This is a genomic window from Streptomyces sp. NPDC002825 (assembly GCF_040295385.1).
Taxonomy (GTDB): Bacteria; Actinomycetota; Actinomycetes; order Streptomycetales; family Streptomycetaceae; genus Streptomyces.
Genome location: NZ_JBEOVH010000006.1, coordinates 151588 through 163739, shown reverse-complemented (window position 1 = coordinate 163739; position 12152 = coordinate 151588). Strand labels below are relative to the sequence as shown.

Below are 12152 nucleotides of genomic sequence, written 5' to 3'. Positions count from 1 at the left end.
CCGAGAACCTGGGAGACCTCCTGCAGAAGGGCCGTGTCCGGTCCGACGTGCTCACGTCACGACCCGTTCCGGCCCGCACTCAACGGTGCTCGGGGTTCTCGAAGTCGAAACGGCAGCCGGCGTCCCACTCGGAGCGCTGGTTTCCGTGGGCGGGGATGCCGCCGGTGTCCTTGAGCATCCTCGCCAGGTGGAGCTGGTTCCAGGTCATGAAGGTCGTGTTGCGGTTGGTGAAGTCGTTGTCCGGCCCGCCGGAGCCGGGGTCGAGGTACGACGGGCCCGGGCCGGCCTCGCCCACCCAGCCCGCGTCCGCCTGCGGCGGAATGACGTATCCGAGGTGCTGGAGGCTGTAGAGGACGTTCATCGCGCAGTGCTTGGCGCCGTCCTCGTTGCCGGTGATCAGGCAGCCGCCCACGCGACCGTAGTAGGCGTACTGGCCGCGGTCGTTGAGGATCGAGGAGCAGGCGTACAGGCGCTCGATCACCTGCTTCATGACCGAGGAGTTGTCTCCCAGCCACACAGGCCCCGCCAGTGTCAGGATGTCGGAGGCCATGACTTTCGAGTAGACGACGGGCCACTCGTCCGTCTCCCAGCCGTGCTCCGTCATGTCCGGCCAGACACCGGTCGCGATGTCGATGTCCACCGCCCGCAGCACCTCGACCTCGACACCCTGGCGCTCCATGATGCCGGTGCTGATGTCGATCAGGCCCTGAGTGTGGCTGCGCTCCGGCGAACGCTTGAGGGTGCAGTTGATCACCAGGGCGCGGAGATCACGGTAAGACGTGCCGGTTTCGGTCATCGATGCGTTCCCCTGCGGACGAGTGGGTGGTCGGGCGGCGCAACACGCCCGGCTGCCGACGTCGACAGGGCCCCGGGGCTGGTCCGCCCGAAAATCCCGTCCACTGTCTCGCCTCGTCGGGCGGAATGATCGAATGCCGCGCCAACGGTCACGGAGTCGGCCGCCCGATCACCCGCATGGCCCCGCGCCGATCACGTGCCTCCCCGCATCAGATCGGCCCGCACAGCACCAGGATGCCGGCGGCCGTCACCCGCTCGTACAGCACGGGCCAGTCGTCCGCAGCCCCGGCCGGTCCGGCGCGACCGGACGCATGACGGGGCGGCGTCAGAGCGAGGAGTCGCCGGGGTCGGGGAGCGGGCGGGCGCGGACGCTGTGGGAGGGTTCCTGGTGGCCGCCCGAGGCGAGGATGCGCACCTCGTCCTGGTCGCTGATCTCGGCCCGGATGATGCCGGTGGCGTCGGTGTAGACCGGATGGCCCCCGGCGCCCTTGAACTCCGTGCGCTCCACGATCACGACGTCCTGGGCTGAGCCCGTGCTGTCGGAGAACACCAGCTCGTAGCGGAGTGGGTTCATCTCCCTGATTTTACGCCGATCGGGCGAGGCCACCCGCTCACGCGGGAACCCCCTGCTCCACCGCGTCGACCAGCGCGGCCAGAGCGAGGCCCAGCGCCTCGGCGCCCGGGCCCGCCGGGCCGCCCGGCTCGCTCATGTACTGGTCGCGGCGGATCTCCACCATCAGGGCGCTCACCCGCGGATCCCGGCCGTAGTGAGCCAGCGGCACGTACGTCCCGGCGAAGGGACTGTCCGTGCCGACGCCGCCGAACCCCCCGAACGCCTGCCGCGCCGCGTCGAGCAGCGCGGGCGGGGTGTGAAAGGCGTCCGTGCCGAGACAGACCGGCGGGCGCGGCCCCTCGCCGTGGAGTTCGTACGGCAGTGGCGCGGTCGGGTACGAGTGGACGTCGACGATCACCACCCGGCCGGCCACGGCGAGCCGCTCGGCCACGGCCTCCGTCATCGCCCGGGCGTACGGGGCGAAGTACCGGTCGAGCAGCGGCTGCGGGTCGAAGCCCTCGGGCCGCAGCGCCGCGCGGTGGGTGGTGCGGGTGTACACCGCGCCCATCCCGACGGACAGCATCTCCTCGCGCTCGTCGGGGAAGCGCTCCGGGTCGACGACGAGCCGCGAGAGCCCGTTGACGAACCTCCAGGGCGCCGTGGCGGCCGCCGCCGCGGCCACGGCGGCGATCTCCGCCGTGTGGGAGTCCGTGATGTGGTCCAGCTCACGGGCCAGCTCCTCGTCGCCGAGCACGATTCCCTCCCGTACGTCCGCGGGCACCTCGCGGGAGGAGTGCGGCACATGGAGGAGGACGGGCGAGTCCGGGGCTCCGGGAAGGAGACGGAAGGCGGGCGCGGTGTCGGTCATGAGGCGATCCTGCCCCGGACCCCGCCCGCGCCGTGGGGAAACCGCTGGTTAGAGTGGTGCGAGGTCGCGCCGCCGCACCAGGACAGGCGTGAGGCCGGGCCGACTGTCGACCACAGGGACCCGTACGACCACCAGCCCTGCCCGTCCCTGTCCCGGAAACCGCGCATCCCATGAGCACCGACACCGCCCTGCGTCCCGACACGGCCTCCGAGAACCGCGCGCCGCGCCCGCCGTGGATCGCCGGCCGTGCCCCGGCCCGGCCCGCGCCGGGCGCGGCACTCCACAACGTCAGCGCCGCGACCGCCGCCCTCCTCGGACTCGTCGCCCTCGGCGCCCTCATCCACGAACCGGTGCTGATACCCCCGCTGGCCGCCAGCGCAGCCCTCGTGCACTGTGCCCCCGCACTGCCCCTGGCCCAGCCCCGGAGCGTCGTCGTCGGCCACCTCCTCGGCGCCGCCGCCGGATTCGCCGTGGCGGCCGTCGCCTCGCACGGCAGCGCCTGGGCCGCCGCCGTCGCCGCCGGAGTCACCCTCGCCCTGACCACCCTGGCCCGGACCCCGCACTCCCCGGCCTGCGCGACCGCCGTCGTCATCGTGCTCCAGTCCCCGGCCCCGGCCCGCTTCGTCCCCCTGCTGTTCGGGGCGACGGTGCTGCTCGTCCTGACCGCGTTCGCCGCCTCCCGCGTCCGCCGCGCCGCACCGAAGTACCCCGCCTACTGGTGGTGAGCACGTCCGCCGCACCGGGCTCTGAGCCCCTGCGCGCCCGGCCGGGCGACCGTACGCCCTGCGTCTGACCGCGTGTGCGGGCGCCTGCGACCCGCTGCGCCCCGGCGGTCCGCACCCCCGGGCGCCCTCTCCGGGGGTGATCGCGTCACTTTCCCACCGGTTCCGGCCGGAAAACACCGGTCGGCGTTGTTCCGTCCCGAACAAGGGCCGACGAGGGCGTATCACCCCTGGTATGGCCTCCTCCTTTCCGCACCTCCGGCAGGACTTCGCCGCCTCCCTCGTCGTCTTCCTCGTCGCGCTGCCGCTCTGCATCGGCGTGGCCGTCGCCTCCGGCGTCCCCGCCGAGCTCGGTCTCGTCACCGGCATCGTCGGCGGCGCCGTCACCGGCCTCATGCGGGGCAGCAGCATCCAGGTCTCCGGCCCCGCCGCCGGCCTCACCGTCCTCGTCCTCGACGCCGTCCGGACGCTCGGCCCGGCCGCGCTCGGCGTCGTCGTGCTCCTCGCCGGCCTGCTCCAGGTCGCCATGGGCCTGCTGCGCTGGGGCCGCTGGTTCCGGGCCATCTCCCTGTCCGTCGTCGAGGGCATGCTCGCCGGGATCGGCCTCGTCATCGTGGCCGGCCAGCTCTACGCGGCGGCCGGACTCAGCGCCCCCGCCTCGGGACCGGCCCGGCTCGCCGGACTGCCCGTCGCCCTGGGGCGCGCGGTGACGACCGGCGCCACCCTCGTCCCGCTCGCCGTCGCCGCCGCCACGGTCCTCGTGATCGTCGGCTGGCGGCGCCTGCCCCGCCGGGCGCGGGCCGTCCCCGGCGCGCTGGTCGCCGTGCTCCTCGCGGCGCTCGCGACCGCCCTGTTCGACCTGCCGGTCGCGACGGTGCGGGTGAGCGGCGTCCTGGACGCGGTCGGGCTGCCCGGAGCGGACGGGCTCGCCGCCCTCACCGACGTCGCCCTGCTCGGCACCGTCCTCGCCTTCGCGCTGATCGCCTCCGCCGAGTCCCTGTTCAGCGCGGCGGCCGTGGACCGGCTGCACGACGGCCCGCCCACCGACTACGACAGGGAACTGCTCGCCCAGGGGTGCGGCAACACGCTCTGCGGACTGCTCGGGGCGCTCCCCATGACCGCCGTGATCGTCCGCAGTTCGGCCAACGTCCAGGCGGGCGCAAGGACCAAGGCCTCACGCGTCCTGCACGGCCTGTGGCTGCTGCTCTTCGCCGCCCTGCTGCCCGGCACCCTGGAGTACGTACCGCTCGCGGCCCTCGCCGGGATCCTCGTCCACGCGGGCTGGAAGCTGATCCCCTTCCGGGGTCTCGTCACCCTCTGGCGCGGCCACCGCGGCGAGGCGCTCGTCCTCGTGGTGACGGCCGTGGCGATCGTCAGCGTGAACATGCTCGAAGGCGTCCTGATCGGACTCGTCGTCTCCGTCGCCAAGGCGGCCTGGGACGCCTCCCACCTCCGCGTCGACCACACCGACGAGGGCGAAGGGCCCGTGCGCGTCGGGCTGTCGGGCACCGTGACCTTCCTGCGGCTGCCGACGATCCTCGACACCCTGGAGGCCCTGCCGCGCGACCGCCCCGTCGTCCTTGACCTCTCCGGGCTCCACCACCTGGACCACGCCTGCCGGTCCGCGCTGGAGTCCTGGGCCGAGCGCCACCGCTCCAGCGGCGGCCCCGCCCACGTACACCTCCACGGGCCGCCGGAGCGGCACGCCGCACGGCCCGCGGACGCCTGAGGCGGGGGCGGGCTCAGCGGTCGACCGTCACCGCCGCGTGGACCGTCTTGCCGTCGGGCCGGGGGTCCACCGTCACCTCGTGACACAGGCGCAGCACGATCGGCCAGCCGAAGCCGCCGGGCCGCAGCTCCCCGCGGAGCTCGTGGCGCGGCGGCTCCTCGCTCGCGTCGGCCACGGAGACGGTGACCCGGTCGCTGCCGACGGCGATCCCGAAGGAGGTGACCCCGCCGCCGTGGCGATGGGCGTTCGTGACCAGTTCCGAGGTGACGAGCAGCAGGTCGTCGACCTGGGAGGCCGGCAGCGGGCCGAGGGCCGTGAGCGTGTGGCGGACCAGCTGCCGGGCCTGCGCCGGAGTGAGGAGCGGGGACGTCCCGGCCCTCCCGGCGGCGCGGGGACCCGCGGTGTTCACACGGGGCCTGGCTTCGCTCCGGCTGTTCATCGCGGGTCCCTTTCTTCCCGGTGCGTCGAGGGGTGACGGGTTACGCCTGCCCGGTGACGCCCGAGTGATGCCTGCTGCCCCGACCGAAGACGGCGCGCACCGATGAGGAGTGCCGTCGGGCGGAGGGGGTACGCGAACCGGGACCGCCGAACGGACAGAGAGCAGGAGGAGGTCGTCCCCGTGCGGACCGAGGTGCCCAAGGCGACGGATACGTACGTGACGAGCGGTACGGGGGAGGGGCTCCCCGATATCGAGGTCCCCCAGGAGGTCGCGCCCCGGGACGCGCGCGCCCTGTCGAGAGTGTTCCTCCGTGAACTCGCGGCCCGCGAGGAGGGGACGGCGGAGCACCAGTACGTCCGCAACACCCTGATCGAGATGAACATGTCCCTCGTCCGGTACGCGGCGGGCCGGTTCCGCGGTCGGGCCGAGGAGATGGAGGACATCGTCCAGGTCGGCATGATCGGGCTGATCAAGGCGATCGACCGCTTCGACCTGACCCGCGAGGTGGAGTTCACCACCTTCGCCGTGCCCTACATCGTGGGTGAGATCAAGCGGTTCTTCCGCGACACCTCCTGGGCTGTCCACGTACCCCGCCGGCTCCAGGAGGCGCGGGTGGAACTGGCGAAGGCGACCGACGAACTGAGCTCCCGCCTCGGCCGCGCGCCCCGGGTCGCGGAACTGGCGCCCGTCATGGAGCTGTCCGAGGACCAGGTGGTCGAGGCCCAGCTGGCCGCGAACGGCTACCACTCGACGTCCCTGGACGCCGCGATCGGCAGCGGCGACGACGACACGGACGACGCGGCCCTGGCCGACCTCATCGGCGAGGAGGACGCGGCGCTCGCGCTCTTCGAGGACTTCCACACCCTCGCCCCGCTCGTGGCATCCCTCGGCGAGCGGGACAGGGTGCTGCTGCACCTGCGGTTCGTCGAGGAGCTGACCCAGTCGCAGATCGGCGAGCGCCTCGGCGTGTCCCAGATGCACGTCTCCCGGCTCCTGGCCCGGAGCCTGAACAGGCTGCGGGAGGGCATGGTCGGCACGGGCGCCGGAGCCTGACACAGGGGGGTACGCCCGGATCCGATGGGCGTACCCCCCTGTGTCAGCGGACCGAGCCGAGGAACGCGCGCGTGCGTTCGTGCGTGGGCGACTCCAACAGCTCGTCCGCCGGGCCCGACTCCACGATCCGGCCCCGGTCGAACATCAGGATCCGGTCCGAGACGTCCCGCGCGAAGCCCATCTCGTGCGTCACGCACAGCAGGGTGATGTCGGTGGAGCGGGCGATGTCCCGCAGCACGTCCAGCACCTCCGCCACCAGCTCGGGATCGAGCGCGGACGTCACCTCGTCGAGGAGCAGGATCCCGGGCCGCATCGCCAGGGCGCGGGCGATGGCCACGCGCTGCTGCTGGCCGCCGGAGAGCCGGGTCGGCCGCGCGCCGGCCCTGTCCCCGAGCCCGACCAGGTCGAGCAGGTCCCGTGCCCGCCGCTCGGCCTCCTCCCGGCTCTCGCCGAGCACATGGACGGGCGCCTCGACGATGTTCTCCAGGACGCTCATGTGCGGGAACAGGTTGAACTGCTGGAAGACCATCCCGATCCGCCGCCGGCGCACCGCCAGATGACGTTCGTTCGCCGGCACCAGCCTCCCGCCCGCACCCGGCATGTGCGAGAAGGGCTCCCCGTCGACGAGGATGACCCCGTCGGTGACCCGCTCCAGGGTCATCAGCAGCCGCAGGATCGTGGTCTTCCCGGAGCCGCTCGGGCCGATCAGCGTCACCCGCTCCCCCTGCCCGACCTCCAGGTCGAGGCCGTCGAGCACGGTGCGGTCCCCGTACCGTTTGGTGACCCGGTCGAACCGCACCGCCGGATGGTCCAGGTCCTCAGTGCGCAAGGCGTGCCTCCAGTCGTCGTACGAGCACGGACGTGGGCCAGCTCGCGAGCAGGAACACCGCGGCGGCCAGGGTGAAGCTCTCCAGATAGGCGAAGTGGGTGCTGCCGAAGGTGTTCGCCTCGTGGACCATCTCGTGCACGGTGATCACCGAGAGCAGCGGCGTCTCCTTGAACATGGAGACCGCGTAGTTCCCGAGCGGCGGCAGCACGTTGCGTACGGCCTGCGGCAGCACCACCGCCCGCCACACCCGGCCGCGCGGCAGCGACAGCGCCGTGCAGGCCTCCCACTGCCCGCGCGGCACGGCGTCGATGCCCGTCCGGTACACCTCGGAGAGGTACGTGGCGTAGTGCGTGCCGAGCACCAGGACGCCCAGCACCGGCGCGTCGAGCGCGGGCACGAGGACCCAGGCCGCGAACAACTGCACGAGCAGCGGCGTCGAGCGGACGAACGTGGCCGCCCCCCGCACCGGAAGCGCCAGCCACCGGGGGCCCGCCCGCCGGACGAGAGCGAGGACGAGCCCGAGGACCATCGCGACGGCGAACGCCGGGACGGTCGCCAGGACCGTGACGCCGAAGCCCTCCAGTACGGCGGGCAGCGCGGCCCTGGCCGCCTCCCCGTCCCACATCAGGCACCGCCTTCCTGCCCGAGCCGGGCCTTCGCCGCCCGCTCCAGGGCGTTCATGAGGAGGCTCAGCACGACGGCCATGCCGAAGTAGAGCCCGAGCAGCAGCAGGTACGAGGCGGCCGTCGCGCCCGTCGCCGAGCGCAACTGGTCGATCTGGAAGGTGAGATCGGGGACCGTGACCAGGGAGAGCAGCGGGGTCGCCTTCAGGAGCTGCACGAGCAGGTTCTTGAACGGCGCCACCATCAGGGCGTGCGCCTGCGGCAGGACGACCCGCCGCAGCCGCAGCCCCGCCCCCATGCCGAGCGCGATGCCCGCCTCGGTCTGGGCGCGGGGGACCGCGGCCACCGCGCCCCGCACGACCTCGGCGCCGTAGGCCCCGTAGTTGAGGCCGAGCGCGAGCACCGCGCAGGCCAGCGGTTCGAGCCGGAAGCCGACCATCGGCAGCGCGAAGAACAGCCAGAACAGCTGCACGTACAACGAGGTCCCGCGGAAGAACTCCACGACGAGGCGCGCCCCGCCGCGCACCGGCAGCCGCGCCGACCGGGACAGCAGCCCGAGGACGTACGCGAGGAGCAGGGCGAGCGCGGCGCCGAGCACCGTGGCCTCGACCGTGACCAGCAGCCCCTCGGCGAGCCGCGGCAGCGCCCGCCGCAGCTCGGCCAGGAAGCCGTCGGCGAGGGGCAGCGAATCGGCCGACGGGGGCGGCGAATCGGCCGCGACGGGCGGAGCATCGGCCGCGAGGGGCGGGAAACCGGCCGCGAGGGACTGGGTGTCAGCCACTCCCGCCGCCCCTCACCCGGCACACAGGTCGGCGGTCCGCAGCGAACGGGGCGGCACCTCACGGGCGGTGAAGCCGTACTTCCCGACGAGCCCCACGAACCGCTCGGGCGAGCCGGTGATCTTCAGGAGCTCCCGGTCGAAGGCGTCCCGCAGCCCGCTCGCCCCCGGCCGGAACACCGCTCCGCCCGCGCCGAGCTGCCGCACCCCACCGACCACCGGCACGAACGCCTCGCCCACCTCCACCGGCGCGCCCGCGTTCGTCCGGGCCAGCCAGCGCAGGGAGATCGCGGTCAGCGCGAAGGCGTCGATCCGCCCGGCCACGAGGGCGTCGAGCCCGTCCTGCTGCTTGGCGAGCGTCTTCACCGACTCGTCCGGAACCCCCGCCGCCTTGGCGTAGGACGCCTCCACGGCCGCGGTCAGCACCCCGACGGTGGCGCCCTTCGCCGCGCAGGACTGCAGGTCGCTCACCCCCTTCGGGTTGCCCTCGCGGACCATGAGGGCGGTGGGGGAGACGAACTCCGGCTCGGAGAAGATCACCTTGGCGCAGCGCTCCGGCGTGATCGACATGCCCGCGCTCACCACGTCGAAGCGGCCGGCGAGCAGTCCGGGGATCAGCGCGCCGAACTCCGTGAGCGTCGGGCGCAGTTCGCGCACGCCGAGCGCGGTGAATATCTCGAGGTGGAGGGTCGGGGCCTCGCCGGCGAGCTCGCCGCCGTCCTGGAAGCCGTACGGCGCCTCACCGGCGAATCCGACCCGTACGAAGCCCTGTTGCCGGAGGTTCGCGAGGAGCTTCCCGTCGTCCGAGGGCGCTCCCGTCCCGGCCTGGGTGCGGGCGCACGCCGTGAGCGGCCCGGCCGCCAGGGCGAGACCGCCGAGGAGCGACGCTCTGGTGAGGAAGCGGCGGCGGTCGAGTGGCGCGGAGCCGCTCATGCCAGGTCCTCGGGGCGGGCGGCGATGAAGGAGGGGCGGCGCACCGGGGCGGCGAAGGGGGCTTCGGGGGCGTTCTCGACGCTGTTGAAGACGAGGAACACATTGCTCCGGGGGTACGGGGTGATGTTGTCGCCCGAACCGTGCAGGGCGTTGCAGTCGAACCAGGTCGCCGACCCCGCCGGACCCGTGAAGTGCCGGATGCCGCAGGCGTCGGCGAAGGTGGTGAGCGCCTCGTGGGACGGGGTCCCGGCGTCCTGCATCCGCAGCGACTGCTTGTAGTTGTCCTTGGGCGTCTCGCCCGCGCAGCCGAGGAAGGTGCGGTGCGAACCCGGCATGATCATCAGACTGCCGTTGGTGGTGTGGTTCGGGGTGAGCGCTATCGACACCGACACGGTCCGCATCCGGGGCAGTCCGTCCTCGGCGTGCCAGGTCTCGAAGTCGGAGTGCCAGTAGAAGCCGCTCGCACCGAAGCCGGGCTTGACGTTGACCCGCGACTGGTGGACGTACACGTCGGAGCCGAGGATCTGCCGGGCGCGCCCGACGACCCTCGGGTCCTCGGCCAGCCGGCGGAAGACCTCGCTGATCCGGTGCACCTCGAAGACGGAGCGGATCTCCTGGGAGCGGGGCTCGACGACGGCCCGCTCGTCCGCCCGTACGGCGGGGTCGGCGACGAGCCGGTCCAGCTCGGCACGGAGCTCGTCGACCTCGGCGGGGGTGACGAGCTCGTCCACGGTGACGAAGCCGTCGCGGTCGTACTCCTCCAGCTCCCGGGCCCAGAAGGGCCCCGGCGTGCCGGGCTCGGACCACACGACCGGGTCCTTGCGGCCGATGAGCTCCTCCCGGGAGCCGCGGGTGGGGTAGAGGTCGACGGGACGGGTGGGTGCGGTGGCCATGGGGCTGGCTGCCTTCCTTTCGCGTACGGGGTCGTCGGGGGCGCGGGCCGGTCTCCGGCCCGGCGGGACGGGGCTTCACGAGGTCCCGGGCGGGACTCGGGCCCGGCGTCGTGGGGGTCTTCGCGGGCCGGTCTCAGGCCTGGCCCGGTTCGGATTCGGGTTCGGAGAGGAGCGGGTAGACGCCGTTCTCGTCGTGGTCCTCGCGCCCGGTGACGGGCGGGTTGAAGACGCACAGGCAGCGGAAGTCCCGCTTCACCCTGAGGGTGTGGCGCTCGTGCCCGTCGAGCAGGTACATCGTTCCGGGCAGGATCGTGTACGTGCGGCCGGTCTCGTGGTCGGTGAGCTCGGCCTCGCCGGCGGTGCAGACGACGGCCTCGACGTGGTGGGCGTACCACATGGAGGTCTCGGTGCCGGCGTACAGCACGGTCTCGTGGAGGGAGAAGCCGACCCGCTCGCGGGCGAGGACGATGCGCTTGCTCTCCCAGGTCCCGGACGCGGCCCGGACGTGCCGCTCGGTGTTCTCCAGCTCGTCGAAGGTACGGACGATCATGGCGATGGCCTTTCGGGTCGTTCTGGCGGTGCGGTCTCAGGCGCAGTGGCGTACGGAGCGGGCCAGGATGCCGAGGCCCTCGTCGAGTTCGTCGTCCGTCGCGGTCAGCGGCGGCAGCAGCTTGACCACCTCGCCGCGCGGCCCCGACGTCTCCAGGAGCAGACCGATCTCGAAGGCCCGCCGGCACACGGCCGCGGCACGCTCCCCGTCGGCGAACTCCAGGCCCCAGACGAGGCCGCGGCCGCGCACGGCCAGGCCCGCGCGGTCGTCGTCGCCGCACAGGTCCAGCAGGGCGCGCTCGATCCGGCCGGCCCGGCTCAGGGTGCGTTCGCGGAGGGCGCCGTCGCGCCAGTAGGCGTCGAGGGCGGCGGTGGCGGTGACGAAGGCGGGGTTGTTGCCGCGGAAGGTGCCGTTGTGCTCGCCGGGCTCCCACAGGTCGAGCTCGGGCCGGAAGAGGCAGAGGGACATGGGCAGGCCGTAGCCGCTGATGGATTTGGACAGGGTGACGATGTCGGGCGTGATGCCCGCCTCCTCGAAGGAGAAGAAGTCTCCGGTGCGTCCGCAGCCCATCTGGATGTCGTCGACGATGAGGAGCATGTCGTGCCGGCGGCAGAGCTCCGCGAGCGCGCGCAGCCACTCGGCGCGTGCGACGTTGATGCCGCCCTCGCCCTGGACGGTCTCGACGATCACCGCCGCCGGGTGGTCGAGGCCGGAGCCGGAGTCGTCCAGGAGCCGCTCGAACCAGAGGAAGTCGGTGACCTGCCCGTCGAGGTAGTCGTCGAAGGGCATCCGGGCGGCGTGGTGCAGCGGGACGCCGGCTCCGGCGCGCTTGGCGGCGTTGCCGGTGACGGCCAGCGAGCCGAGCGACATGCCGTGGAAGGCGTTCGTGAAGGAGACGACCGTCTGGCGTCCGGTGACCTTGCGGGCGAGTTTGAGGGCGGCCTCGACGGCGTTGGTGCCGGTGGGGCCGGGGAACATCACCTTGTAGGGCAGGGCGCGGGGTTCGAGGACCGTCGTGCGGAAGGTCTCCAGGAAGGCGCGTTTGGCGGTCGTCGACATGTCGAGGCCGTGGGTGATGCCGTCGTCGGCGAGGTAGTCGAGGAGGGCGCGCTTGAGCACCGGGTTGTTGTGGCCGTAGTTGAGCGAGCCCGCGCCGGCGAAGAAGTCCAGGTACGGACGGCCGTCCTCGTCGTACAGCCGGCTCCCGGCGGCGCGCTCGAAGACGACGGGCCAGGCACGGCAGTAGCTACGGACCTCGGATTCGACGGTCTCGAAGACGGAGGGGGCGGCGATGTCGGTCAGGGTCACGGAGTCTCTTCTCCAAGTGTGGTGCGGGGAGTCGTGCGGGATCGGCCGGGGACGCCGAGGGGAGGCCCGGGGCGCCGGG

Annotated in this window: 14 protein-coding genes; 3 read left to right on the top strand and 11 right to left on the bottom strand. The window is 73.0% G+C overall.

All coding sequences use genetic code 11. The features are described 5' to 3' along the window. Positions 1 to 79: 79 nt before the first annotated feature. The 3 genes from ABT041_RS10775 to ABT041_RS10765 all read right to left on the bottom strand — a co-directional run bounded on the left by ABT041_RS10775 (position 80) and on the right by ABT041_RS10765 (position 2216). A complete protein-coding gene (locus ABT041_RS10775; RefSeq protein ID WP_351182384.1) occupies positions 80 to 796 on the bottom strand; it encodes a flavodoxin family protein in 717 nt (238 codons plus the stop codon). A gap of 324 nt (positions 797 to 1120) precedes the next feature. Then, positions 1121 to 1369 (bottom strand): DUF6296 family protein, encoded by a 249-nt coding sequence (locus tag ABT041_RS10770; RefSeq protein WP_351182381.1) that lies wholly within the window; start codon positions 1367 to 1369, stop codon positions 1121 to 1123. Positions 1370 to 1406: 37 nt separating this feature from the next. Further along, positions 1407 to 2216, bottom strand: a complete 810-nt coding sequence (locus ABT041_RS10765) for an N-formylglutamate amidohydrolase (protein ID WP_351182378.1) — start codon at positions 2214 to 2216, stop codon at positions 1407 to 1409. 170 nt (positions 2217 to 2386) lie between these two features. Between ABT041_RS10765 and ABT041_RS10760 the strand changes: the two genes are divergently transcribed. Then, entirely contained in the window at positions 2387 to 2941 is a 555-nt protein-coding gene (locus ABT041_RS10760) for an HPP family protein (RefSeq protein ID WP_351182375.1), read from the top strand. Between the two features lie 232 nt (positions 2942 to 3173). Then, positions 3174 to 4667 carry a SulP family inorganic anion transporter gene (locus tag ABT041_RS10755; RefSeq protein WP_351182372.1) on the top strand — a complete coding sequence of 498 codons (1494 nt, stop codon included), beginning with the start codon at positions 3174 to 3176 and terminating at the stop codon, positions 4665 to 4667. Positions 4668 to 4680: 13 nt separating this feature from the next. Here ABT041_RS10755 and ABT041_RS10750 read toward each other — a convergent pair whose 3' ends face one another. Continuing rightward, positions 4681 to 5106 (bottom strand): ATP-binding protein, encoded by a 426-nt coding sequence (locus tag ABT041_RS10750; protein ID WP_351182369.1) that lies wholly within the window; start codon positions 5104 to 5106, stop codon positions 4681 to 4683. A 180-nt stretch (positions 5107 to 5286) separates the two neighbouring features. Here ABT041_RS10750 and ABT041_RS10745 point away from each other — a divergent pair, with 180 nt between their 5' ends. Beyond that, a complete protein-coding gene (locus ABT041_RS10745; protein WP_502976429.1) occupies positions 5287 to 6159 on the top strand; it encodes a SigB/SigF/SigG family RNA polymerase sigma factor in 873 nt (290 codons plus the stop codon). Positions 6160 to 6202: 43 nt separating this feature from the next. Here the strand turns inward: ABT041_RS10745 and ehuA are convergent, their stop codons facing one another. The 7 genes from ehuA to ectB form a co-directional block, all read right to left on the bottom strand. Further along, positions 6203 to 6988 carry an ectoine/hydroxyectoine ABC transporter ATP-binding protein EhuA gene (gene ehuA / locus ABT041_RS10740; protein ID WP_351182366.1) on the bottom strand — a complete coding sequence of 262 codons (786 nt, stop codon included), beginning with the start codon at positions 6986 to 6988 and terminating at the stop codon, positions 6203 to 6205. Then, positions 6978 to 7613 (bottom strand): ectoine/hydroxyectoine ABC transporter permease subunit EhuD, encoded by a 636-nt coding sequence (gene ehuD, locus ABT041_RS10735; protein ID WP_351182363.1) that lies wholly within the window; start codon positions 7611 to 7613, stop codon positions 6978 to 6980. The genes ehuA and ehuD overlap by 11 nt, the downstream gene beginning before the upstream one ends. Further along, positions 7613 to 8296, bottom strand: coding sequence for an ectoine/hydroxyectoine ABC transporter permease subunit EhuC (ehuC, locus tag ABT041_RS10730; protein WP_502976441.1), 684 nt, complete (start codon positions 8294 to 8296; stop codon positions 7613 to 7615). Before ehuC ends, ehuD begins: the two co-directional genes overlap by 1 nt. 108 nt (positions 8297 to 8404) lie before the next feature. Next, complete coding sequence (ehuB, locus tag ABT041_RS10725; RefSeq protein ID WP_351182360.1) at positions 8405 to 9322, bottom strand: ectoine/hydroxyectoine ABC transporter substrate-binding protein EhuB; 918 nt, start codon at positions 9320 to 9322, stop codon at positions 8405 to 8407. After that, complete coding sequence (gene thpD / locus ABT041_RS10720; RefSeq protein ID WP_351182357.1) at positions 9319 to 10215, bottom strand: ectoine hydroxylase; 897 nt, start codon at positions 10213 to 10215, stop codon at positions 9319 to 9321. The genes ehuB and thpD overlap by 4 nt, the downstream gene beginning before the upstream one ends. A 133-nt stretch (positions 10216 to 10348) precedes the next feature. Continuing rightward, positions 10349 to 10765, bottom strand: a complete 417-nt coding sequence (locus ABT041_RS10715) for an ectoine synthase (RefSeq protein ID WP_351182354.1) — start codon at positions 10763 to 10765, stop codon at positions 10349 to 10351. Between the two features lie 36 nt (positions 10766 to 10801). Beyond that, positions 10802 to 12067 (bottom strand): diaminobutyrate--2-oxoglutarate transaminase, encoded by a 1266-nt coding sequence (gene ectB, locus ABT041_RS10710; RefSeq protein ID WP_502976439.1) that lies wholly within the window; start codon positions 12065 to 12067, stop codon positions 10802 to 10804. Positions 12068 to 12152: the final 85 nt, after the last annotated feature.

Bases quoted from the DNA above. Each gene is read 5' to 3' on its own strand.
- ABT041_RS10775 (WP_351182384.1), bottom strand. From the start codon at position 796: ATGACCGAAACCGGCACGTCTTACCGTGATCTCCGCGCCCTGGTGATC.
- ABT041_RS10770 (WP_351182381.1), bottom strand. From the start codon at position 1,369: ATGAACCCACTCCGCTACGAGCTGGTGTTCTCCGACAGCACGGGCTCA.
- ABT041_RS10765 (WP_351182378.1), bottom strand. From the start codon at position 2,216: ATGACCGACACCGCGCCCGCCTTCCGTCTCCTTCCCGGAGCCCCGGAC.
- ABT041_RS10760 (WP_351182375.1), top strand. From the start codon at position 2,387: ATGAGCACCGACACCGCCCTGCGTCCCGACACGGCCTCCGAGAACCGC.
- ABT041_RS10755 (WP_351182372.1), top strand. From the start codon at position 3,174: ATGGCCTCCTCCTTTCCGCACCTCCGGCAGGACTTCGCCGCCTCCCTC.
- ABT041_RS10750 (WP_351182369.1), bottom strand. From the start codon at position 5,106: ATGAACAGCCGGAGCGAAGCCAGGCCCCGTGTGAACACCGCGGGTCCC.
- ehuD (WP_351182363.1), bottom strand. From the start codon at position 7,613: ATGTGGGACGGGGAGGCGGCCAGGGCCGCGCTGCCCGCCGTACTGGAG.
- ehuB (WP_351182360.1), bottom strand. From the start codon at position 9,322: ATGAGCGGCTCCGCGCCACTCGACCGCCGCCGCTTCCTCACCAGAGCG.
- thpD (WP_351182357.1), bottom strand. From the start codon at position 10,215: ATGGCCACCGCACCCACCCGTCCCGTCGACCTCTACCCCACCCGCGGC.
- ABT041_RS10715 (WP_351182354.1), bottom strand. From the start codon at position 10,765: ATGATCGTCCGTACCTTCGACGAGCTGGAGAACACCGAGCGGCACGTC.